Here is a 25387-nt window from a genome sequence, read left to right on the forward strand (position 1 = left end):
GGCCCGCTGGAAGAGGACGCCCGGGGCGAAACCCGCAATGTGGATCTGGCTGGCGCGGCAAATGGCGAAACGGGTGGAACTGTCGATGCCGGGGCTGTGGAGCTGCAAACCGGCGAAGCGGTCATTGCCGTCGACGACACGATCACGGTCACGACCGGCGCGCAGGTCACCTTCAATGCATTTGCAAATGACATTGACCTCGTTGGAACGGCCCAGAAGTTTGCTAATGTCAGTACGCCGGAGCACGGCAGTGTGGTCTCCGGCAGCCTCGGTTCGCTTACCTACACACCGGATGAAGACTATCTTGGCACGGATGAATTCACCTACATACTGCATAGCAATTCAGGGGTGTTCTCGACAGCCACGGTCACGGTCAGTGTGGTGGAAATACAAGGTCTCAAGGTCACGACCGCACAGGACATCGTGGACGAATACGATGGCTTGACGTCACTGCGCGAGGCGATTGACTATGCAAACAGCATCGCAAACGGCAGCGACCCCGACAGGATCACCTTCGACAGCGAGGTGTTCTTTGGCGACGGACAGCCGGTCATCCGGCTGACAGAGGGCACCTTGGCGATCATTGATGCGGTGATCATCGACGCATCGTCGACGCCTGGTGGTCTCGTCACGATTTCCGGCGACGCGGCAGGCGATGACGTGACGGATGAAAGCGGCATCACCAACATCGGACAGTCGAACAATGCGGGTGTTTTGGACGACAATAGCCAGATCTTCCTCATTGACAGCAGTGCCGTCACAGCACAGCTGGAAAATCTGGTTCTCACAGGCGGGGTGAACCAGACCGGCAATGGCGGGGCTATCTCGAGCAGTGCCGATCTGACCCTGACGAACACCACAGTGTCCGGAAACGCGACCAGGGTGGATGACGCTTCCGGCGGTGGCCTGATCACCTTTGGCGGCTTGACCTTGCTCAACAGCACCGTGTCGGGCAACGCAACGTTCGGAAGCGGAGCCGAGGGCGGCGGGCTGCGCGTTGTCGGCGGTAGCCTGACCACCTACAACAGCACCGTGTCCGGCAACACCTCCTATGCAGCCGGAGGCGGCGGGATCCATCTCGACAACGATTATCAAAGCAACTTGGTCAACAGCACGATCACAGGCAACCGGGCGCTGGGATCAAGTGCCGATGGCGGTGGCCTGCGCGGGGGCATCGTGACGCTCAACAACACGCTGATCATCGGCAATTATGCGCAATTGTCAGGTAACAACACGCCGGAAACACAAGCATTCAATCAGTCTGACAGCCTGATTGGCGACGGCATTGATCCCGATCTCGTTTTTGCCGAAACGATTGAACTGCTTGATGCGGGCGGTTCCGGCACGGGTGTTTTTGCCGGTGTTCTGGCCGGCAATGGCGGGCCGGTCGAAACGGTCATGCTCAAGGTGGATCCGGACAATCCTGCACTCGACATTGGCGCGCCCAACGGGCCCTTGCTGGTGGATGCGCGCGGTGAAACCCGAAACGTCGATCTGCAAGGCATTGTAAACGGAGGAACGTCTGCGGCGGTCGATGCCGGCGCGGTCGAACTGCAAGACAATGAATCCGCGAGAGCCGTAGACGATGAAATAACGGTTACGTCCGGTGGCCAGGTGAGTTTCAACGCGTTTGACAACGATATTGTTCTCCAAGGCTACGCAGGGAAGTTCAATAACGTCAGCGATCCCGAACACGGGAGTGTTGTGTCCGGCCGCTTTGGTGCTCTGACATACGAGGCGGATGAAGATTACATCGGTTCGGATGAGTTCACCTACATACTGCATAGCAATGTAGGGGCTTTCTCGACCGCCACAGTCCGCGTCACCGTGGAAGAGGCCCCGAGCCTTGTGGTCGACACAGTCGAAGATATCGACGATGCATTCGATGGTATGACGTCGCTGCGCGAGGCGCTTGAATACGCCAAGGCGGGTGGTGTCAACGCCGTGACTGGCAATGCGGCGGAAATCACGTTTGACGCGAGTGTTTTCGACGAAAGCGACGGCCAAGAGGTCATCACCCTTGGCGACGGCGGCCAGTTCCAGATCGACAGCGGAACTGTCACGATCATCGGCGATGCAGACGGAGATGGTGAAAGCGACGTCACCATCAGTGGCGATGATCAACACCGGATCTTCGAAATTACCGAGGATACCACGTCTCTGGATCTTGAGTATCTGACCCTCACAAATGCGCTTGGCCCCATTGGCGGCGCGATCCGTGTTGATCAAAATTCCTCTCTTGTCCTATCTCAAAGCACCATAACAAATAACACCGCCGTAGCTGGCGGAGCGATCTACTCGAGCGGAACCGTCAGGATCGAAAATTCAACCATCTCTGAAAACACGACAAATTCCCACGGAGGCGGGATTCTCAACACCGGAGATCTGGAAATTTTCAACTCGACCCTTTCCGGCAACTACACCCCGGAAAAGGGAGCTGCAATCTACAGCCGGGAAAGCCTTTATCTCTCCAATGTTACCATTGCAGGGAATACAACAAACTACCTAGGAGGCGCCATATATACCGGAGACAGGAATATTTCCCTGATAAACTCAACAATTTCCGGAAATAAATCTGATGAAGGGGCGCTCTATATTAGAGGTTTCGCGGATTATTTTCTTGTCATTAATACAATTATAATTGGAAATGACGGCGGGAACATTTCCGGAAACACGTCGCAAATTACGAATGGCGGCGGCAATATCTACAATTCAGGCATTCTGCCCGAGGACGTTTTTGCCGAAATAGATCAAACAACCGGCGGCGGTCTGCTGGCCGACAATGGCGGGCCGGTTCAGACGATCCGGTTACTGGCAGCCGACACCAATCCGGCCTTGGATGTCGGCAGCGTGCCATTCAATGATACTGACACAGATGGTATTGCTGATCCGGATGAGCTTCTGCTGGTCGACGCTGTCGGCAATACCCGGGAGGTCGATCTTCCGGGTATCGGTAATGACGGTACCAACACGGTTGATGCCGGCGCTGTCGAGGTACAGCTTGAAGCAGACAGCCTCGTGGTGACCACGCATGAAGACGTGGTCGATTTCGCTGATGGCGTAACCTCCTTGCGCGAGGCGCTGACCTTCGCGCTTGCTGGCGGGGAAACCGGCGACACGTCGGCGCCTCAGGAAATCACCTTTGACGAGACGGTGTTTTCCGGCGGGCAGATCATCACCCTGACACAGGGCCAGCTGGACATCACCGGCGGCAACATCTCGATTGACGGCGATGCGGATGGCGATGGCGAGATTGATGTTACCGTCAGCGGAGATGATCGATTCCGGGTGGTTAACATTACCGGGAATTCGACACATGCGACACTTCAAAATGTGACAATTTCAGATGGGAATTCGAGGCCGGACGGGGGTGGCATCTTTGTTAACCGAGGGGCGGAGCTTACGGTTTTAAATAGTGTTATTCGTGACAATTATGCGGAATATGGCGGGGCGATCGGAAATGCTGGTACGGTGGTTGTCGCCAATTCTACCATTTATAATAATGGTGCCTTCTACGAAGGAGGCGGCATATTTGGTTTTGGGAACCTTAGCCTCGTCAACAGCACAATCACCGGCAATACCACGACGAAGGATGGGGGAGGCATCGCGCAAACAGGTGGTTTTCTAGAACTGCAAAACACGACCATAACCGGAAACACTGCCGAGGATGGCGGAAGCGGCTTCGCGCTTTTGGCGGGCTCAAGCGCGGTGATCCAAAACTCGATCATACTTGGAAATTCAGATTCACCGAATGAAGAAATTCTACTAGATGGCGCAAGTTTTCGACAAGTCGGGAACAGCATTATCGGCGGAAGCGGTTTGGTCGCCTCTGAAATTTTCGCGGAAATTGATCTACAAACCGGCGGTGGCCTGCTTTCTGACAATGGCGGGCCGGTGCCGACCGTTCGGTTGCGGGAGAGCGCCAACAATCCGGCGCTGGATATCGCGAATGTTCCGCAAGACAGCTTCGATGCGGATGGCGACGGCATCACGGCTGAAGACCTGCCGGTCGATGCCAATGGCAATCCCCGTGACGTGGCCATTGCCACAATCGGACGGGCTACCACGGTCGATGCCGGGGCAGTGGAACTGCAGCAAAGCGACATCGATGCAATCCGGGCCGCCATTCTGGAGGATTCGGCCTCGCCGGACGGAAATTCGAATGCTGACGGTGTGGCTGTCACGGACGACCAGCTGTCGCTGGTTGCAACGGACGTGTTCCGGTTTTCCGACAATGACGGCAATGCCGTTCTGGAATCCCGGTTCCAGTCGGCCGTCAATGCCGTGACGGACTTCTCCAACCTGCCAACCACGGAAGAGGTGCAGGCGGTTGTCGATGAGGTGAGCACGGATCTGAGCAGGTTGTTTGTATCCCAAAGTAGTTTCAACGACGACTATGTCATCGGTTGGGATGTGAGCCAGGTCGAAAATATGAACGGCATATTCTTTGACGCATTGGTGTTCAATCAGGATATCAGCGATTGGATTGTCAGCAGCGTCACCGATTTTAGCAACATGTTCGGAAGTGCGCATGCATTCAATCAGGATGTGGGCAATTGGGATGTCAGCAGCGCTTTCTCTACCGAGGGTATGTTCGTTGACGCGCTTGTGTTCGATCAGGACATTAGCCGATGGGACATGAGCAATGTAACTAACACCCAGAATATGTTTAACGGGGCCAGAGCATTCAACCAGGATATCGGGAGTTGGCAAACTGGCAATGTCACCAATATGCGGAGTTTCTTTGCAGATACCAACGCTTTCAATCAGGATTTGAGCGATTGGGATGTCAGCAATGTGACCGATATGGTCGATATGTTCACCGAAGCGTCGGCTTTTGATCAGGACATCAGCAAATGGAACGTTGAATCCCTTACGGCTGCCAATGCCATATTTGATAACTCGGGCATGAGTGTAGAAAACTTCGACAAGGTGTTGGCAGGGTGGGCCACGATCGACCATTTGGCTGGTGAGGCGGGGCTCAATAATGGCGTGACTTTCGGGGAAACCGGTCGAATCACCTATTCCGACGCAACAGCGCGAAATCACCTTGAATCAGTCTATGGCTGGAATGTCGTTGCCACGCTCGACGCCGGCATCATAGTTGGAACGAACGATGCTGACAGCCTCGATTTTTCAAGTTCGACAGCCGGTGTTGTGATCCATGCGCTCGACGGAACTGACACTGTCATAGGAAGTACGCTCGGCGACACGATTGTCGGAGGCGAGGGCGACGACAATCTGACTGGCGGGGCAGGGGCGGATACCTTCGTCTACAAGTTCTACAACGCCGGTGACGACACGATCACCGATTTTGATCTCATCGAGGACAGGATTGACCTCGGCCAGCTGATCCTCGGCTTTGAGGATGGCGTGTCGGATATTGGCTCCTATGTGACGGTCAGCGCGTCTTCTGAAGGCAATGTGCTTTTGACGATTGACCGCGACGGGGCGGACGAAACCGGCGAAACCGCTCTGGTGACAATCGAACTCGCCAATATCGGCTATGACCTGATTGACCCGGATACGTTCGTGACGGACTTGAGCGGCGGCATCTTGCAGTTCGACACGACAGCGCTGGAGGCGGCCCTTGCCGCCATTCTGGAGGATTCGGCCTCGCCAAGCGGTGCCTCCAATGCCGATGGTGTTGCCGTGACAGAAGAGCAGCTCAAGCTGGCCGCAACGCGCGTTCTCGGCAGCAGCGACACCGCCACCTCGCCGATGATCGCCCGCTATCAGGCCGCCATTCAGGCTGAAGCCGGCTTCACCACGCCTTTGACCCCAACGCAGGTGCAGGCCGTGATCGATGCGGAGAATAGGGATCTGAGAATTCTGTTCAGCGACGATGCCACATTCAACGAAGCTTATGTTGTCGACTGGGACGTCAGTCAGGTTGTGTCCATGAACGGGATGTTCGCCGATGCAGAGAGCTTCAACCAGAATATCGGCAATTGGGACGTCAGCAATGTTGAAGACATGACAGCATTGTTCATCGATGCAATCAATTTCAATCAGGATATCGGTCGCTGGGATGTCAGCAATGTAGCCGGAATGGGACTAATGTTTGCTGCTGCGGCAAACTTCAATCAGGACATTGGAGACTGGAATGTCGGCAACGTCACTTCCATGGAATTGATGTTCTTTGATGCGTCTAGCTTCAACCAGAATATCGGAGCGTGGAACGTTGGGTCGGTCAGCATGATGGACAACATGTTTGCCAACGCAATTACCTTCAATCAGGACATTGGCGATTGGGATGTCAGCAGCGTAACGAACATGCGGAACATGTTCCAGAATGCAGCCGGTTTTGATCAGGATATCGGAGATTGGGACATTTCATCACTCATCATTGCCGACAACATGTTATCCGGGTCGGCCATGAGCATCGAGAATTTCGACAAGCTTCTGGCGGGCTGGGCAACGCTTTCCCCCGATGAAGGACAAATAAATTCGGCTGTGATTCTCGGCGCCGGCGAGCTGACCTATAGCGATGCAACCTCATTCAACCACCTGGAAGAAGAATTCTCCTGGTTCATACGTTCAGGATCGGTTGAAGACGGTGTTATCGTTGGCCAAGATCGCAACACCACCTCTGAAACGCTCGGATCGAGCGCGGAAATCTCAAAGCAGATCATTCACGGATTGGGCGGCGACGACATACTCATTGGCGGAAGCGGCAGTGACGAACTGGTCGGCGGGGCAGGCAGCGATGTCATGACCGGCGGGGCGGGCGCGGACAGTTTTGTCATCCGCTTCTACAGCGACAGCTATATGGCAACGGATGCTGACACGATCACGGATTTCTCCGCCGAAGATGTGATTGTTCTTGCCAATACCGGCTTTTCGGATCTGGATGCGGTTCTGGCCGGGGCGGTAGACGTCTCCGGGGCTGCCCGCATCACCTTCGACAATGGCTTTACGCTTCAGCTCACGGGCTTTTCACGGGACGACCTGACTGCCGACAACTTCGTTTTCCTGTAACCCACCCAGGGTCAAGGCGATGCGTGGCAAGATCCGGTTGCAAACCGGAACAAGGCAATGGCGAGGAAGCCTTTCAACGCAGTTTTTGTTCTGAGAGGCTTCCCCGGGAAAGGGCACTTCGGTTGAGCATCTTGCTCTGTATTGTACTTCGCGCTTGAATTTATCGGTTTCAATCGCTGGTGCCGGAAAACTCAGAAGTCTGACAGATCGAGCAGGTAAAGCCCCTGACTGTTGTCTGCAAAGCCGATCCTGGCGACAAGTTTGCCGTTCACAAAACCTTGCGATCCGATGGTGACCGTCTGGATTTGTTTCAGGTCCATGATGTCCCCGGTTTTCAGGATCTTGTTGGCAGCTCGAGTCCTTGCATTCCAGACAAACAGGCCCGTCGGATCCGGAATGCTGCTTCCGAAGTAATTGCCGCAAAAGGCAACCCGTGTTCCGTCTGTTGCAGGCGGTGTAGCGAAGTCGTTGCCGTCAAAGGTTTCCGTTTCCGAGGCCGCGCCGGGTATCTTGCTTATGCCTGTCGTGATCAATACTGGTTCGAGCGGTTCCTCGCCGAAGGCCAAGGCAATCAGACCGGCCACGGAGCTCCCGCCACTCGTCGTCAATTCGGCTCTGAAGGCAAGAAGGTTTCCGAACGGCGCAAGGCCGATCTCCCTGTAGAAAGTGTTGGCACCGGAGCTGATTGGGCCGGGCCCGAAACTATAGCCTGCAGAAATCACCGTCTGGAGTCCGTCCTGTCCAAGGCGGTAAATGGCTTCATTTCCGTCAGATCCACTTCCGAAGAACAGCGCCTGGTCTTGAGGCAGACATGGCCAGACCTTGGGGTTGCCGACCGCTTGAACCTGTGTCCCCTGAGGCGTTTTTGCGTTCAGAAGGTCAAGCGGCTGACGGACGGCTTGCGCGGGATCATAGACGGAGACCGAAAAAAGGCCGGGTGCCGGGGTGTTGCCGGGCCGGTCATTGTTTGCATCGCCCATGCCGGGAAACCAGACTGTTCCGGACGGCCCGGCAGTTGGCTGGCCAAAAATGCCCGATTGGAACGTGCCTGCCACACTGGACACCAGAGGGCGTGAGCGAACGGTTCCAGATGTCCGGTCAAACAGGAATATGCCCGCCTGTCCGACGGACCAATTGGCGGCAAAGAACGCGACAAAACCATCGACAAAGACCGGTCTTGGAAATGTCAGGACCGAACTGCAGGGTGCAAGCGAGGGCGTGCCGGACGTGTTCTGAACATAGGCATCCTGCGTGCCGGCACTTGTTGGGGGACCGTCCAGATCGGGAAGCGGCGTGGCGCTGTCGGAAATCTTCTCGAGATCGCCGCCGAATGTCATGGCGAACAGGCCTTCCCGTTCCTCGTTGTCGCCGAGAAACAGAATGGAGTTGCCGTCATAGACGGGCGGCTCGAACTTTATGAAAGGCTTGCCGGTTCCCGGCATCATGTGATCGGTATCAATAAACTTCTGGTAGGTGCAAGAGGGTGTTGGCAGCGGTGCAGTCATGAGTATCCTCCCTATTCGTCACTTTTGCGCGTATATTAAGTGTTGCATAGTATTAATTATCAACTCATGATTTATTTTGTCTGAATTGGTGTTTTGTTTGGCCATGTAAATCCTGAGGTGAGATGTTCAAATTGTTTGCTGCCGGGAAAGGCCATTGCAGTTGGCAAACAGCCAGGAAGATTCCTATAATTCCGCAAGGTAACAATAGGGGGAGGCCATGCGTGTTACGGGTTTGCCGAGAAGGATGGTTCTGGCCGTTGTCGGATTTCTGGCGGCCATGCCAACAGGCGCGCATCTTGCGCCGGCGGAAGAAGAGAGCTTCGACTACTATGTGCTCGATCTGACGTGGTTCCCGAACTACTGCCGACCCGACCGGCGGCATAGCCACTCTGTCTGTCAAGACGCCGCCAACCGCCGTTTTACAGTGCATGGGCTTTGGCCAGACTATCAAAGGGGCTGGCCCGAAAACTGTCATGCCGATTTCAGGGCCCCTTCAAGAGACCTGCTCGATCAATACAAGGACATCATGCTCAGTTATCAGCAGGGTGCCCATGAATGGAAAAAGCATGGAAGCTGTACGGGTCTTACACCGCAAGCCTATTTCGACCTGACCCGGCAAGCCTATGAGAAGATCAATATTCCCTCGATGTTTTCCGGGCAGGGGCCGGCGCGGGAAGTGTCAGCGTCCGCGATCAAACAAGCATTCTTTTCCGATAACAAGGGCCTCGGCCCGGAAGGAATGTCGATCAGTTGCCATGACGGCTACCTTGCCGGAATAGAAATCTGTCTCGACACGCAACTGAACTTTGTGTCCTGTCCCGCTATTGCTTCCAACGGGTGTGACGCCAGCGAGATCAAGGTGGTCTTTCCGAACTGATTGTTTTTCTGGGTGGTGCCGATACTTTGACGATCTTCTGGAAAACAATGGATGGCCTGACCGGAACTCGGACCAGCTGTCTGCAGGTCATGCGACATGACCAGACTTGATCGGTTGTTCAGGCAGGCTGCGCGCCGTGAACAGCGCCGTCAGTCACTGTTCATCTCGCTTTTGACCGGAAAGCTCCATAAGTACTTCTATTATCGATTGCGGTTTGTCGTGTGGGTGCGTTCGACCCAGTTCATCACCTATGCGGTCGAGTTCCTGGCGCTGAAGGCGACATTTGGCCAAACGGCCGCGTTCACCATCATCATTGTCCGCACCGGTTCCGTACTGTTCGACGGCGGGTGGTGGGGGATGCTGGAGACGATGCGTGAGAAACTGCGATCTCTTGCGGATAGCGGGCAGCGTTTCAGGGCCGGGCATGAAATTGGCGCGTGGATCAATCTGTCGATTGCAATTGCCGTATCCCTGATCATCGGGGCGGCACTGGTGCTATTGGTTTTATGGAGCGCGGATCTCGGAACGCCTGCCCGCATCTATGCGTTTCTTGTTGTCCTTGATGTGGCCATTCGGCTGCCGGTTCGCGTTTTGCATTCGGGGATCTATGCAACCAGCCGGGTTTACCGTCCGATGTGGTCGATGCTCGTAGCGAACGCCGTTCAAGTGGTGGTGTTAAGCGCAGGTCTCTACTTTTTTCCCGAGGCTGCCCTGATCTTGTCGATTCTGATGTCGTCACTCGTGTCGGCACTGGTCACCTTGAGATACACATTGAAGCAATATCAGCTCGCAAGTCTCAAACTGACATTCTTCGGTCCAAGCCTCAGGTTTTGGGAGAGCTTTCCGGAAGTCTCTCCCAAAGCCCTTTTGACGACATCAGTTGCCGGGGTTTCTCTTCGGCTGGATTCGATCATCGTTCTCAGTCTGGTTGGCTTGTACGGAGAAAACGTAAACTATTTCGAACTGCCAATGGTTCTGGAAGACTGGAATAACATCGATCCATTTCAGTTCTTTTATCTGACGCTTCCGCTCTTGCGTGGCGTCTATGAAATCTGTGGCGTTTATTATTTCGATTTTGTCCGGTTCCGCCGTTTTGAGGTCTTGCGGGACTTTGAACCCGCGTTCGTCCGGAAACTGCTATTTGTGACGCCTTTGGTTGCCGGGTTTTACTGGCTGTGGGCGGCTATGTTGGGCTGGTTTGTCCTTGCCGATGTCCCGTTTGCTTTCGTTTTGGCTCTGCTGCCTCTTTTTGCTTTGCGCGGTCTATTGGGCATCTTTCAAATACAATTGTTTGCCGAAGGAGCGTATTACACCCTGATCGGGACCATGCTGGCTTTTGGCGGTGCGCTCTGGTTAATCCGGACGAACTCCGATCCGGTCTATGGTTTCGCCGGTATCATGGCCGCGATCGCAGTCTACAGTGTTGTTCTGGCCACGCTGCGATGGAAACGCAGACGCCACGTGCAGCTGCCTGTAAAATTGACGCTTGACGACTGGCTGCGCGCGGTGTTGCGCGGCAAGCGACCGCTCTTGGTCGGTCGTTTTGACGTGCTTGAGAACCTTTCGGACAAGCAACGCAAAGCGGTCTGGAATGTGATCGAAGACTTTTTTCATGGCCACGGTCATGTGGCCCATCGATCACGGCAAACCGTATTCTACTGTTGCAGTGGCCTGGAAGATCCGGGACAGCAGGTGCCTCATCTTGTTCTGCAAAAGCGTACCGGTGGTGTCATCAGCCACGGGCAGCTCCTGTCTGACGAGCCCGTTCCGCCCGATATGGCCGTGAGCATGCTTGTCCGGAAAGGCTGGATGCGCGGTGCATGCGAGCGGTGTTCGCCCGACACCAATACCCTGAAGACAGCATTTGGCCGGGCTTTCACGGAGGGTATCATCTTCGATACCGAAACCGGAAGCGGGGCCCGGCGCATTCGAAAGCTCGATGCCCATCAGATCGTGCAAATTCTATCAAAAGTCCGTCAGAGCGCCGAAACCGGATCGTTCCTCCAGCCGCTTGGCGACAGGCTCATGCAACCGGTCTTCGTAGACGGAAAGGTTCGCCTCTTGTTGATTCTCCCGCCGGGAGCGGCACGGGAAGACGTGAGCGCCTGGCTGATGGAATTCAGACAGTGGCAATTCCCGGCCAATCGCGAGGAGCGGGATCCGGTATGCTGACACCCTACGATGTTGACGCCGAGCTTGCGAACCCCGAACACTACGAAGAGCGGATCATGCGGGCTTTTGAGAAAAAACGGTTGCGCGGTCAGGTTTTCAACGAGGTTGAAGGCGGCGTGTCCCTATACAGTGTCGCAATAGACCGGAAGCGCTTTGCACGTGAAATCGCGCGGCAAATTGAACACCGGGAATACCGGCCGCAACCTGCCGAATTGATCACTATCGACAAGAAGGGGCGCTTGCGCTCCTTTCATATCAGGCCGTTCAGGGATCAACTGGTTGATGCGGTTCTGTACAAACTCATGACCCACAATGCAAATTGCCTCGGTATGCCGGGGGTCTATTCCTACATCCCCGGTGTCAACAATCTGATGGCGGCAAAAGATTTTGCCGCCTATATCCGCCGCCACAGGGCGCGATCCGGCTTGCGGCCGTCCCCCATATTTGTATTCCAGACAGACCTTTCAGCCTATGCGGACAGTGTGCCGGTTGGGCCAAAGGCCCGCATTTGGCCGATCCTGAAAGAAATCGCGGATTGCGGCAGTCAGGCCGGTGAAGTGTCCTCCTATGTTTGGGACGTCATTACCGAGTTCGCGCGTCCGGTCGCACGGGATGCCCACGGAGCGCTGTCGTGTAGTGTCAAAGGAGTGCCGGCAGGCACGCCCTTTGGGGCGGTCCTGATGAACAATGCAGTGAAACGCATGGACCGGCTGATCCATACGCAGAAAGGAGCCTTTTATGCGCGATTTAACGATGATTTCCTGATCGCTCATACAGATCTGCAACGGCTCCGACAAATCGAACAAGACGCTTTGACACTGGTCGGGGATGCCGGTGTCAGCCGCAACTTGAAAAAGGAGCGCAGGATTGCGCTCAGCGGCAACGGAATGACAGCTATTCATGCTTCCGACTATACCGGCCGGGACCGGCTCGAGTTTCTCGGACTGTCAATCACTCACAGCGGCGCGATTGCAGTTGGCCCGCATCGTATCCGGCGTATTTTGAAAAGACTATCCTCCCGGATTGACCGGGCTGGCGCTTGCATTGGGGAGCTGCCACTCGAAGAGCGGGTGTCCAGCCTCGTTCAAACGACGAATGTTATGCTGGATTGTAGCAGTCCATTCGTCATATCCGGTCTGAGGGCGTTGCTTGATACGACGGATGACCGGGGGACCCTGAAGGATCTGGATTTCCAGATTTCACGCAAGCTTGTGCAGGTGGCGACCGGTTGCAAGGGCATTCGCGGCTTCCGTCAGGTGTCTCCGGGCCGTTTGAGGAGCAGATTCGGGCTCGTTTCGCTGGTGAACCTGAAAAACTTGCGAAACCCCGGTTTCTAGGATCTTATCAAGTCAGGAGTGCGGCTCTCGCCGTTCGGCGAATTTGCTGCAGGGACTATAGAGGTTGCGGCTTTCGGTCTCTGGTCTTCGATTCAATACCCCCGCACTCCAGTTCCCCTCTCTTGCCATCTGTTTGGCTTGGCTCAAAGTCAGCCGTTCACCGCATGCGGCGCCTTGCAAAAACACGATTTCAAACCGGAAAATCGCATAGGGTTGGCAGGGATGGAAATTGGTGGTGTCAAAGGTCTTTGGCACTTTTGTTTTCAGGCGGCGGGCACAATCGCTGCGATATGTCTGGGCATTGCGGCGCGGATGCCGGTGCATCTGACGGGCGCCTCTTGTTTGGACAACCTCTCCCCAGACCGGTCAAATGGACTGAACGTGCCGTTCGTTGCTGCGCCGTTCTGCCAGCCTGCGTTCCCAGCGCAGCGCATCTTTGACGATTGAACGCAAGTTGTCGTGTTTCGGGGTCCAATCCAGCTCTTCCAAAATGAGCTTGTTTTGAGATATGACGTCCGCCGCGTCGCCTTTTCGGCGCTCGCCATAGATCACGTCAAAATCCATGCCTGAGATCGATTTGACGGCTTCAATCACCTCCATGACGGAGAACCCACGACCGTAACCGCAATTCATAACCAGATTTGAACCACCGTCCCGCAAGCGGTCCACCGCCAGTTTGTGGGCCGAGGCGAGATCCGACACATGAATGTAGTCCCGGACCCCGGTTCCGTCCGGCGTATCATAATCGGTTCCGAACACGGTAAGCGACTTGCGGATGCCGCGGGCTGCTTCACAGGCAACCTTGATAAGGTTGGTTGCCCCTGCTGTTGATTGTCCTGTGCGGCCTTTTGGGTCTGCGCCGGATACATTGAAATATCGCAATGCCGTATACCGCAAATCATAGGCCTGCGCGGCATCGGCCAGCATGCGTTCTGTCATCAGTTTCGAGGCGCCATAGGGTGTGAAGGGTTGCAAGCTTGCGGTTTCTGGAACCGGATTGACATCGGGGATCCCGTAAACGGCTGCGGTCGATGAAAAAACGAAGTTGCGCACACCTGCCGCGATACAGGTTTCCATCAGGGTGTGGGAAGCAAGTGTGTTGTTGCTGTAGTATTTTAGCGGGTCCGCGATGGACTCCGAGATGATGATTGAGCCTGCGAAGTGAATGACCGTGTCAATGGAATGCCGGGACATGATGTTCATCAGCAGGGCCTTGTCCCTGATGTCGCCGACATAAAGCGGGACGTTCTCAGGAAGGGTCCAGCCAAAACCGGTCGACATGTCGTCCACGACAACCGGAACAATTCCCTCGTCGTGGAATTGCCAGACTGTATGACTGCCGATGTAACCGGCGCCGCCGGTGATTAGAACGTCCATGGCAAGATCGCTTCTGTCCTGAAATACGCATGCTTCGGAGCGAGATGTATTCCAAGTTGCCCGGAGTTTCCAGCCGGGTTCGGTTTTGTGGCCATAGCTTCCGCCTACCGCAAGCTGTTGTCTTGCGCATGTATGAAGACCGGGGGCTGACGGGCACCGCGGTTGTTCGGTTTAATTGACCGGATTTCCGCCCAGGGCTTGCTTGCTATAGTCAATCAGAAGTCTGAGGTTTCTCGATGTTGATGTGCCGGGCAGAAAGACGGCGAAGAGGTCTGTTGCCGGCAGGGCGACCTCCGGCATGATCTCTTCAAGCAAACCCTTCCGTATTTTGGGGTCAGCGTCATAACGCGGGATCCGGCCGATGCCGTGCCCTGCCTCGACAAATGCGGTGCGGGCGGCCGCATTGTCGGTTCTGATGCCTCCCGCCGGATGCATGCTTGCCCGTTTGCCGTCCTTTGCCGTGAGTTCGATCGCTCCGGTTCGATCATAGACCACCCATATGTGTTTATCGAGGTCCGCAAAGGTTGTTGGATGTCCATGCCGTTGCAGATAATCGGGCGCTGCACACAGGCAGTGGCGGATCGTTGCCAGCCTGACCGCCTGAAGGTCTGAATCGGGAAGCGGTGCGCCGCGGATCGCAAGGTCTATGCTGTCTCTCAGGAGGTTCGCGACGGCATCCGTGAATTGAATGTCCAGATCGATTTTCGGATAGAGGTCTTTGAATCGGCTCAAAATCGGAACCATGCGTTCCAGTCCGAAATTGACCGGGCAGGAGATCCGAAGCGTGCCTTCCGGTTCCTGCTTGAACCGTTCGACCGCGCGCCGGGCGGACTGGGCTTCATCCATGATGACGCGGCAGTGCTTGTAAAGTTTGCCGCCAGCCTCGGTCAGGTTCAGCGAGCGGGTCGAGCGGTTGAAGAGCCGCAAGCCGTAATACTCCTCCAGTTTCTTGATGTGGTAGCTTACGACCGCCCGGGACAGTCCCATTTGGCGTCCGGCCGCGCTGAAACTGCCGCGTTCCGCCACCTGGCCGAAGACCATCAAACTCTTGAGTTGTTCAAATGAAACGTCCACCATGCGCTCCGATTGTTAGATTTTTTTTGACAGTATAGTTCAATATTTGAGCATTTGTCGCGGCTGTTGCGCATCTTAAATCGGGTGGGAACGCGGAATGCCTTTCTGCGCAATCAAGGAGAACCAAATGCCGACTGCATCCAGCAAGAAGATCCTGATGGTCCTGACGAGTCACGAAGACCTCGGCGGGACGGGGCAGAAAACCGGTTTCTGGGTGGAAGAATTTGCCGCCCCCTTTTACGTGTTCAAGGATGCTGGAGCTGATATCACACTGGCCTCGCCGAAGGGAGGCCAGCCGCTGATTGACCCCAAGAGTGCGGATCCGTCGGCCGCTACCGAAGCAACCCGCCGGTTCGATGGGGACCCGGATGCGCAGAAACAGCTGGCGAACACGGTGAAGCTGTCGGATGTGGATGCGAGTGCGTATGACGCTGTTTTCTACCCCGGCGGACACGGGCCGCTTTGGGACTTGACCAATGACACGGTATCGATCGGACTGATCGAAACGTTCTACACGTCCGGGCGCCCTGTCGGGGCGGTCTGCCATGCGCCGGCTGTTCTGTTGAAGGCCAAGACCACTGATGGCGAGCCGCTGGTCAAGGGGCGCAAGGTGGCCGGGTTTACCAACTCGGAAGAGGACGCGGTCGGTTTGACCGATGTGGTGCCGTTCCTGCTGGAAGATGCTTTGCAGGAGAAGGGCGGAGCCTATGAAAAGGGGCCCGACTGGGGTAGCTTTGCGGTGACCGACGGTTTGCTCTTCACGGGGCAAAATCCGGCAAGTTCCGAAGCTGTGGCGCATAACATGCTTGCCAGGCTTGGTTAAATCGGCCTGTCATGACAAATTGAAAAGGGCGCCAATTGGCGCCCTTTTTTGTGATCAACGGCGGGTGTCGATCGGAACGTAATCGCGCTTTTCGGCACCGGTGTAGAGCTGGCGCGGGCGGCCGATCCGCTGGGACGGATCTTCGACCATTTCCTTCCACTGGGCAATCCAGCCCACGGTGCGGGCAAGGGCGAACAACACGGTAAACATGTTGGTCGGGAAGCCGAGCGCACGCAGGGTGATGCCGGAATAGAAGTCGATGTTCGGATAGAGCTTTTTCTCGATGAAATACTCATCGTGAAGAGCGATCTTTTCGAGCTCCATCGCAACGTCCAGAAGCGGGTCGTCCTTGATGCCGAGTTCTGCGAGAACCTCATGCGTGGTCTTTTGCATGATTTTCGCACGCGGGTCGTAGTTCTTGTAGACCCGGTGGCCGAAGCCCATCAGACGGAACGGATCGTCCTTGTCCTTCGCGCGGGCGATGAACTCGGGGATGCGGTCAACCGACCCGATTTCCGTCAGCATGTTGAGTGCTGCTTCGTTCGCACCACCATGAGCCGGACCCCACAGGCAGGCGATGCCGGCTGCGATACAGGCGAACGGGTTTGCGCCGGACGAACCGGCCAGGCGCACCGTCGAGGTGGATGCGTTCTGCTCGTGATCTGCATGCAGGATGAAGATACGGTCCATGGCGCGGGCCAGAACCGGGTTCACCTTGTACTCCTCGCAAGGCACGGCAAAGCACATGTGCAGGAAGTTGGACGAATAGTCGAGATCGTTGCGCGGATACACGAATGGCTGGCCCACGTGATACTTGTAGGCCATTGCGGCGATCGTCGGCATCTTGGCAATCATGCGCAAGGAGGCGACCATCCGCTGATGCGGATCGGTGATGTCGGTGGAGTCGTGATAGAACGCGGACAGGGCGCCGACGGTTCCGACCATGATTGCCATCGGGTGCGCATCCCGGCGGAAGCCCGAGAAGAACCGCGACATCTGCTCGTGGATCATCGTGTGGTAGGTCACACGGTGGACGAAGTCGTCCTTCTGGGTCTGCGTCGGCAGGTCGCCATAAAGGAGCAGGTAGCAGGTTTCAAGGAAGTCGCCATGATTGGCGAGCTGATCGATCGGGTATCCGCGATAGAGCAGGGTGCCTTCATCACCATCGATGTAGGTGATTTTGGATTCACAAGAGGCGGTTGATGTAAAACCCGGATCGTAGGTGAACATGCCGGTGTCCTTGTAAAGGGACGCAATGTTCACAACAGACGGGCCGATGGTCCCATCCATAACATTCAAGGTGTGCTCGTCGCCTCCCACGCCGAGCTTGGCTTTGTTTTCTGCCATTCAGGTAACCCCCTTTTCTGAAATTCATAGCACCGTCGTTCCGGCGGCTGCGGCTATAAAACTGCACGAACCTTTAAGCCGCCAGATGGTGCTGGAGGAATGGTCGCTCTTGCGTATCCGATTTGCCGCACTGCCGCAAGCAGGCTGGGCTAACGCTTTGGTAATATCTTTTCAGCCCGTGGAAAGTGCGGGAAACCTTGGTAAAACAGATTGCCCGCGCTTCCCGAATAGCAAAATCAGGCGGCCTGATCCTTGATGCGGCCGAGAGATTCCTCGCGCCCTAGTGCGATCAGGACGTCGTAAATGCCGGGAGACGTGCCGCGCCCGGTCAGAGCAGCACGCAAGGGTTGGGCGACTTTTCCAAGTTTGAGTTCCTTTTGCTCGGCATACCCCTTGACCGCAATCTCCAGCGGCTCGGCCGCCCACTCGCCGGCTGCTTCAAGCAGTGCATGAAGATCGCTCAGGATTGCCCGGGCGCCGTCATCCAGGATCTTCATGGCTTTGTCGTCGCAAACAAGCGGACGTTGGCGCCACAAATAGCTTGCACTTTCAGTAAGTTCCATCAATGTCTTGGCGCGTTCTTTCAATCCCGGAAGCGCTGTCAGTGCGGTCTGTTCATTGGCCGGATCGGCCAGCCATTCAAGGATTTCTGCTCCCCCGTCGGCATGCTGAAGATAGACCTTCCAGTGGTCCATCAATTCCACGTCCGCAGTGGAGCGCATGTAGTGGCCGTTAAGGTTTTCCAGCTTTTTGAAATCGAACCGGGCCGCGGACTGGCCGACGGCATCCATGCCGAACCATTTGATCATGTCGGTATGGGACATGATTTCTTCGTCCCCATGGCTCCAGCCGAGACGTGCGAGATAGTTGCGCATGGCCTGCGGCAGGTATCCCATGGCCCGGTAGGCTTCGGCACCGGTTGCGCCGTGCCGTTTGGAGAGTTTCGCGCCATCAGGTCCGTGGATCAGCGGAATATGCGCCATTTTCGGCACGTCCCAGCCCATCGCCTTGAAAATCAGCGTCTGGCGCGCGGCATTGGTCAGGTGATCGACACCGCGGATGATATGGGTCACGCCCATGTCGTGATCGTCGACGACCACGGCCAGCATGTAGGTCGGCGTGCCGTCCGAGCGCATCAGGACGAGATCGTCGAGGTCCTTGTTCGGAATGACCACCCGGCCCTGAACCATGTCATCGACCACGGTCTCGCCTTCGAGCGGGGCCTTGAGACGAATTACGGGATCGACACCGTCCGGGGCGTCAGAGGCATCGCGGTCGCGCCATGTGCCGTCGTACCGTGGCGGACGGCCTTCAGCGCGTGCTTTCTCGCGCATGGCGTCCAGTTCTTCCGGCGAGGAATAGCAGCGGTAGGCCTCGCCGCGTGCAATCATGTCTTCAACGACTTCCTGATGCCGCTTGATGCGTTGAAACTGGGAGACCGGCTCGCCGTCCCAGTCGAGCCCGAGCCAGGTCAGGCCGTCAACCAGTGCGTCCACCGCTTCCTGGGTGGAGCGGGCGCGGTCCGTGTCCTCGATGCGCAGCAGCATCTTGCCGCCATGATGCTTGGCAAACAGCCAGTTGAACAATGCAGTCCGGGCCCCGCCAATATGGAGAAAACCAGTCGGGGACGGCGCAAAGCGCGTAACGATGTCTTGAGCCATGGTTCTTTATGAAAGTCTCTGTCAGAATGAAGCGGTAAATCCGCAAAGTCGGCGTGCTCATAACATAAGGCTGGCCGGTTCCAAATAGACCCGTGCCCAAAGTTTTGAACGCGCCGGGAAAGCCACAAATCCGGGGAGGGCGCGTGGCAGGGCAAGGGCCTGACGGCCCCGGCGTACGGGATCGGTTAAAACCGCGCGATTTGGACGTGCGGCAGAGATGGCCCGCCCGTGACGAAATACTTGCTGTTCCCGACTTGCTGGCGGGTTTCCTGCAAAAGGCAGGCGTGGGCTGGAAGCAGTCTGGTGCCGGGAGCGTGGGTGCGCGGAGCGGCGCTCCGACAACGACAAAGCTGCGGGAGTTGTGGCAAACCCACCAGCTGCTTTGGACTGTGTTTGCCTTTGCTGCGGGTATCCTAGCCAATGTGCAGCTGCCGCAGGAGCCCGCGCTTTTCCCCATGATCGCGCTTGCAGCTGGGTTGTTCATTCTTTCGTTCCTCCGGTTTCAGAGTGGCAAGGCGGGGGCCGCGCTGGTTCTGATCTGCGCTGTTGTTGCCGGGGCCGCGGTCATGAGCTTGCGCACACATCACGTCGCAGCACCGCGTATCGAGGCTCCGTTGACGGCGTCGGGTACCGGAACTGTGTCGGATATCGTGACCAATCGCCGGGGAAAGCGGCTGATCATCGGAGATATCTCTTGGGCGGAAAACCATGCAGGCCGCGCCATGCCGCAAAAGATCCGGCTTTCGGTTCCGGACACCACGCAGGCCTCCATCGGTGACAGGATTAAATTTCGGGGGCGCTTGTTCCCGCCAGCCGGACCGGTGCGGCCAGGTGGATACGATTTTTCGTTCCGCGCATATTTTTCCGGTATTGGTGCAACGGGCTTCAGTTTTGGCGCGCCTGAAATCATCAAAACCGATGGCGGGTCATATCGGTTGAAACGGTATCTGGATGCCTTGCGCGCTGATGTATCCAGGCGCATTCGGGGAGCGCTGCCTGCCGGTGATGCATCGGCGCTCGCGGTTGCCCTGCTGGTCGGCGATCGAAGCGGATTGTCGGAACATGCAGAAGAAGCTCTGCGGGCTGCTGGTCTTGCGCATGTTCTGGCGATTTCCGGTCTCCATATGGCTCTTTTCGCCGGAGGCGCCTTTGCAGCTTTTCTGTTTCTCCTGTCACTGAGCGAGACGGCGGCACTCAGCTGGCCAACACACAGGGTGGCTGCCGTTGCCGCCCTCCTTGCGGCTTTGGCTTACCTTGCCCTGTCCGGGGCCTCGGTCGCGACCCAGCGTTCCTTCATCATGATTGCGCTTGTGTTCCTGGGCATTCTCACTGCGCGGCGCGGTTTGACGCTGCGAAGTGTGGCGCTTGCCGGAGGGGCCTTGTTGGTCCTTGGGCCCGAGCGGCTGTTTTATCCGGGCTTTCAAATGTCCTTTGCGGCAGTCCTCTGTCTGGTTGCGGTCTATGAAGGCTGGAGCTTTCGACCGGGGGGGCGGTTTTCGGCCGGAGCGGCTTCAAACCTTGCGGGCCGGCTGGCCTTGAAGGGTATGACTTGGGGCGCAGGACTGCTGGTCACAGCCCTCGTTGCCGGTCTCGCAACGGGGTTTATCGGCGCTTATCACTTTGCGCGGATTGCGCCGATGAGCCTGATTGGAAACCTCCTCGGGATGCCGGTTTTTTCCCTGGTCGTGATGCCTGCCGGTGTCTTGTCAATGGTTCTGATGCCGTTAGGGCTGTCTGTTTTTCCCTTGACGGTTATGGCATGGGGGCTGGATCTGCTCGTGGCGATCGCCGGCTGGACTGCTGGCCTTTCAATTCATGACGGGCGTATCGTGCCATTGGCTCCCATGGCCGCGTTCATGGCCGTGGCCGCCCTGTTTCTGGGGCTCTTGCTGCGTGGTCCGGCCCGGGGCCTTGCTTTGTTGCCAGCCGTTGTGGCGGGGATTGTTGCAACGACCGGGCGTCCGCCGGATGTTCTGATTTCGGAGCGGGGAACGCTTGTTGCTGCACGCGATGAAGACGGCGTTCTCCGGCTCAATGCGAGACGGTCGAGCTTCGGCGCGCAGGCGATGCTTGAGGCCGAAGGGGTCGCTGAAAACACCTTTTCGGACAGGCGAATGAGCATTCCGCAGCTGCGGTGTGATGCAGTCGGGTGTGTGGTGAAAGCCTACGGACCTGAAGGCGATGGAGGCGGCCGACTTTTGCCACTGGTCATTGCCTTGCCGAAAACCCCGGCTGCGGTCGCCATGGATTGCCGTCTGGCAGATGTGCTTGTCGCAGCGAGACATGTGCCGCCCACATGCGGTTCAAGCCTGGTTCTGAATGAAAAGGCGAGGGCCTCGCTGGGGGCTGTCGCCTTATGGCTTTCAGCGCCTCCTGAACGAAGAAACCCGGAAGGAGAGGGGCGGACAGGGGGGCATCCGCATTCAAGTTTCATGATCCGCGCGGGCAAACAACCTGATGTGCAAAACGGCGCGGAGCAAGATTCGCGAGTGGCCGCCGCTAAATCCGCGCCGTCAACGGACCGCCTTGCCATCAAGCGCATCAAACACGCGCGGTCCGTTCCGCCCAGACCATGGCATCAGTAGCACCCGATTAGATCTGTACCATCCGCGCGGGTGGCAACGGGGCTGTTGGCAAACCACCGGGCGGAACAGGATCGGTTCTTCATCCAAACGTCTGGTAATCGATTAATACTGGCGGAACAATCCGACCAGCTTGCCCTGAACCCGAACCCTGCCGGGCCCGAATATGCGCGTCTCATATGCCTGGTTTGCAGCTTCCAGTGCGATCGAAGCGCCTTTCTTGCGCAGGCGTTTCAGGGTGGCTTCCTCGTCATCGACCAGCGCCACGACGATTTCGCCGCTTTCGGCGCTCTCGGATTTGCGTATCAGCACCGTATCGCCGTCCAGGATGCCGGCCTCGATCATCGAATCGCCACGCACCTCAAGCGCGTAATGCTCTCCCTTGCCAAGCAGGTCCATCGGAACATTGATGGAATGCGAATGGGTCTGGATGGCCTCGATCGGAACACCGGCTGCAATCCGGCCCATGACAGGGATTTCCATGCTGCCCGAAGGAGCAGCCGGAGCCGGAGGTGGTGCCGGCGGTGTTTTGGACTTGCCGAGCGAGCCCTCGATCACCTCCGGGGAGAAACTGCCGCGTGGCCGCGGCGTGCCAAGACCGGGTGCGACGGAGTCCGGCAATTTTATCACTTCCAGCGCGCGGGCCCGGTTCGGCAGGCGGCGGATGAAGCCGCGTTCTTCCAAAGCCGTGATCAGGCGGTGGATCCCCGATTTCGACCGCAGGTCGAGAGCATCCTTCATTTCGTCGAAAGACGGGGGAACGCCTGCCTCTTTCAGCCTTTCGTGAATGAACATCAGCAGCTCGTACTGCTTGCGCGTCAACATGGGTCCCTTGCTCCGTTCGTTGCGGCGGGTACAAATCAGGAACGAATCTACCTGTTCTTATTGTGTTCTACAAGGGTTAAGGCACCGTTTAAGCGACAGGACCTGAGATTTTCCAAACCTAAAAAAAATGCCGCAGGTGTTTCCACCCGCGGCACTTGTGTTCACAGTGACCTGTCCAGATCAGGTCGGGTCTTGGTATCAGACCAGTTCCGGATCCGTGTTGCCGAGGCCGACCAGCTGGTCGGCGATGCCGCCATCGGCGGTTACGATGTCGTTCCACTCCGGTCCGGTCAGGTTGTCGAGGCCGAGATCCTCAGCCTGGATGCCTTCCAGATAGTAGGTCTGGCCGCCATTGTCGTTGACGGTGAAGGCAAGGTCGTCGCCATCTTCCCAAACGGAGACGTTGTCGACGCCCATGACGCCAAAGTCGATCTGGTCTTCCGCCGGATCGAAGCCGGTGATGACATTGACAGTCGCATAGTCCCATTCGATCGAAAGGGTGTCCTGCCCGTTGCCGAACTCCGTCACTTCACCGCCATCGGAAGACAGGGCTCCCGGGCCGGTCGACGTTTCTTCAGGTTCGGTGCCATCGCTGTAGGCCCCGACACCGGTCTGGGTCTGCCAGCCATCGGTGGTTTCGCCAGCAGGTGCCGTCGGGGTCAGAAGGTCGTTCCGCGAGACCAGGGTGACGTCGTTCTGGTCGAACCCGAACGGAGCCTCCAGATTGTCTTCAATCACCTGGTCGTGGTGGAACTCGACATTGCCCGGGATCAGATCGGCCTTTTCCACTCCGGTGAAGTAGAAGGTCTGGCCGCTCGTCTCATTGCTGATCATCAGACCCTGATCCGTGTCCTCGACGACGAGCCGTTCACGGGTACCGTAGTAGAGGAAGCTGATCTTCATCGTGGCCGGGTCGAAATTGTCGATGACTTCGGTCACACCATACTCATGCGAGCGGATATAGACCGTGTCACTGTCGCGCGGACCGACGCCCTGCTCCCAGGACAGGACCCCACCGAGGTCCTGGCGGAAGTGTTCGTTCCCGACGATCCCGAAGTTCTCGATGCTCAGATCGGAGAGCTGTACGCCCTGGACGACCTGCATGCTTGAGCCCCAAGGGTTGTCGATGATCGGCTCGCCATCCGGGGTCATGTTGATGATCATGCCGTGGACCGAGGTCGAGCCGAGGTCGATCACGTCACTGTTGATGTCGAAGCCGACAATGTCGTCAGCACCGAAATCCGCCTGATAGACGTTTCCGCCCATATCGCTTGTGCCGGTGATAACAGGCGGGTTCGATCCGTCAGTGTCATACTCGACTTCGAAACCGTTGCCGGTTGTCGATGTCTCGATTTCCTGACCGAGGCTTGCTGCCACTTCGTTGAGAGCGTCTTCCTCGGCGACCGAGAAGTTGGCCATGGTGAGGTCGGACAAGGTCGTGTCGGTAAAGACCGTCTGGCTCAGAAGCGATCCGTTCTCGTCATAGACGTAGAATGTCAGGCCGTGGCCGGTGTCGGCGATCACGAGCTGGTCTGCGTAAATGCCCTGCTCGATGTGGATCATGTCCATGGCCGGATCAAAGTCGGCGATGGTCTGGGACGTGGAGTCCAGCGTGATCATGGTCATGACCGCACCGTCTGTCATGTCGTGATCATCTTCATGATCGTCCATGTCGTCCATGGTGTCGTCGCTGTCATCGGCAGCGTCGTCATCGGCGTCGGCGTTGCCGTCATCCGTACCATCGTCATTTCCGGCCGCAGCCTGTTCGAGCTGTGCCATTACTTCTTCATAGGCATCTTCCTCGATGACGAGAAGATTTGCCTCGGTCAGGTCGGCAAGGTTAATTCCTTCGACAACCGTTTCGCTGAGAAGCGAGCCGTTTTCATCGTAGATGTAAACGGTCAGATCGTCTCCGGTATCCGCAATCACCAGCTGGTCGGCAAAGATGTCATGCTCGATATGAAGCATGTCTGTCGCCGTATCGAAGCCAGTGATCGTCTGGGACTGGGACTCCAGGTTGATCCGTGTATGAACCCCGACCGCTGACGTATCGTCGCCGTCGTCCGTGGTATCATCGCCACCAGTGTCGCCGTCATCCGTATTGGTGCCGTCGTCACCGGTGTTGGTGTTGCCATCATCCGTATTGGTGTCGTCTCCGCCGGTATCGGTATCGGTATCGGTGTCATCACCGTCCGTGTCGGCATTGTCATTATCCGCACCGAATTCGTCGGTTGTACCGACATAGGTCCAGGGTTGGCCGGTGCCTGGTCCGCCATTCGCATTGGCCGGATCAGTTCCGCTGGTCCACCAATTGGCTTCGTAGACGGCATTTCCGACAGCAACAACATCACCGCGCGTGTAGATCGCGGAAGACGACCAGGCGTCGACAGCGTCCGCACCGGTTCCGCCATTGTCATTGTCGTCAGACGGCGCTTCATTGTTGGTGCCGTCCGAAGAATCAGAGCCTGCGCCAACCTGGGACAGGATCTCCTGACCAGTCGATTCCCGCATGATCGTGAAGTTGTCCGCCGACAGGTCGTCAAGCGACACGTCTGCCAGAGTGATGGTCTGGTTGTTGGAGGCCATGGTAAAGACCACGTCACCATTGACCTCGGACACATCAATCGCACTCGGCTCGAACCAGTCGATGAAAATGGTATCGGATGCCGGGTTGAACCCGTTGACAACCTGATCGTTGCCCCAGTTCCAGGTGACGACCACGCTTGCGGTTGCAGCGGTCACGCCAGCCGTGCCGTTCCAGCTGTCCGGAGTGACGACTGTCCCGCCGTTGCCATTGTCCGCAGTGTCGTCGTTGTCGTCTGCGGT

General features: G+C 56.9%; 12 protein-coding genes and 1 pseudogene. 6 read left to right on the plus strand and 7 right to left on the minus strand.

The window, feature by feature from the left end:
- Nucleotides 1-39: 39 nt before the first annotated feature.
- Complete coding sequence (locus E1297_RS13140; protein ID WP_209015778.1) at nucleotides 40-6981, plus strand: BspA family leucine-rich repeat surface protein; 6942 nt, start codon at nucleotides 40-42, stop codon at nucleotides 6979-6981.
- 191 nt (nucleotides 6982-7172) lie between these two features.
- Here the strand turns inward: E1297_RS13140 and E1297_RS13145 are convergent, their stop codons facing one another.
- Nucleotides 7173-8486, minus strand: a complete 1314-nt coding sequence (locus E1297_RS13145) for a hypothetical protein (protein ID WP_155138806.1) — start codon at nucleotides 8484-8486, stop codon at nucleotides 7173-7175.
- A 217-nt stretch (nucleotides 8487-8703) separates the two neighbouring features.
- Between E1297_RS13145 and E1297_RS13150 the strand changes: the two genes are divergently transcribed.
- The 3 genes from E1297_RS13150 to E1297_RS13155 all read left to right on the plus strand — a co-directional run bounded on the left by E1297_RS13150 (nucleotide 8704) and on the right by E1297_RS13155 (nucleotide 12872).
- Complete coding sequence (locus tag E1297_RS13150; protein WP_155138808.1) at nucleotides 8704-9363, plus strand: ribonuclease T; 660 nt, start codon at nucleotides 8704-8706, stop codon at nucleotides 9361-9363.
- A gap of 96 nt (nucleotides 9364-9459) precedes the next feature.
- Nucleotides 9460-11535: a hypothetical protein gene (locus E1297_RS49135; protein ID WP_196223298.1), complete on the plus strand. Its 2076-nt coding sequence runs from the start codon at nucleotides 9460-9462 to the stop codon at nucleotides 11533-11535.
- Nucleotides 11529-12872 (plus strand): reverse transcriptase domain-containing protein, encoded by a 1344-nt coding sequence (locus E1297_RS13155; RefSeq protein WP_196223299.1) that lies wholly within the window; start codon nucleotides 11529-11531, stop codon nucleotides 12870-12872. Before E1297_RS49135 ends, E1297_RS13155 begins: the two co-directional genes overlap by 7 nt.
- Before the next feature lie 366 nt (nucleotides 12873-13238).
- On the opposite strand, the gene galE is transcribed toward E1297_RS13155, so the two are convergent.
- Nucleotides 13239-14249 (minus strand): UDP-glucose 4-epimerase GalE, encoded by a 1011-nt coding sequence (galE, locus tag E1297_RS13160; RefSeq protein WP_155138812.1) that lies wholly within the window; start codon nucleotides 14247-14249, stop codon nucleotides 13239-13241.
- 171 nt (nucleotides 14250-14420) lie between these two features.
- Complete coding sequence (locus tag E1297_RS13165) at nucleotides 14421-15323, minus strand: LysR family transcriptional regulator (RefSeq protein WP_209015779.1); 903 nt, start codon at nucleotides 15321-15323, stop codon at nucleotides 14421-14423.
- A gap of 127 nt (nucleotides 15324-15450) precedes the next feature.
- On the opposite strand from E1297_RS13165, the gene E1297_RS13170 reads away from it, so the two are divergent.
- Entirely contained in the window at nucleotides 15451-16146 is a 696-nt protein-coding gene (locus tag E1297_RS13170) for a type 1 glutamine amidotransferase domain-containing protein (RefSeq protein ID WP_155138815.1), read from the plus strand.
- 54 nt (nucleotides 16147-16200) lie between these two features.
- Here the strand turns inward: E1297_RS13170 and gltA are convergent, their stop codons facing one another.
- Together gltA and gltX are read right to left on the minus strand one after the other, a co-directional pair.
- On the minus strand, nucleotides 16201-17493 hold the full coding sequence (gene gltA / locus E1297_RS13175) for a citrate synthase (protein ID WP_155138817.1): 1293 nt from the start codon (nucleotides 17491-17493) through the stop codon (nucleotides 16201-16203).
- Between the two features lie 236 nt (nucleotides 17494-17729).
- The gene (gltX, locus tag E1297_RS13180; RefSeq protein WP_155138819.1) at nucleotides 17730-19154 is read right to left on the minus strand and encodes a glutamate--tRNA ligase; all 1425 of its coding nucleotides are present in this window, start codon (nucleotides 19152-19154) and stop codon (nucleotides 17730-17732) included.
- A gap of 143 nt (nucleotides 19155-19297) precedes the next feature.
- On the opposite strand from gltX, the gene E1297_RS13185 reads away from it, so the two are divergent.
- A complete protein-coding gene (locus E1297_RS13185; RefSeq protein ID WP_196223300.1) occupies nucleotides 19298-21739 on the plus strand; it encodes a ComEC/Rec2 family competence protein in 2442 nt (813 codons plus the stop codon).
- Between the two features lie 102 nt (nucleotides 21740-21841).
- Here E1297_RS13185 and lexA read toward each other — a convergent pair whose 3' ends face one another.
- Both lexA and E1297_RS13195 read right to left on the minus strand, forming a co-directional pair.
- A complete protein-coding gene (gene lexA, locus E1297_RS13190; protein WP_155138823.1) occupies nucleotides 21842-22561 on the minus strand; it encodes a transcriptional repressor LexA in 720 nt (239 codons plus the stop codon).
- 198 nt (nucleotides 22562-22759) lie between these two features.
- Nucleotides 22760-25387, minus strand: a pseudogene (locus tag E1297_RS13195) (hypothetical protein); the annotation flags it as partial.

The sequence above is a fragment of the Roseibium sp. RKSG952 genome (genome assembly GCF_009711355.1).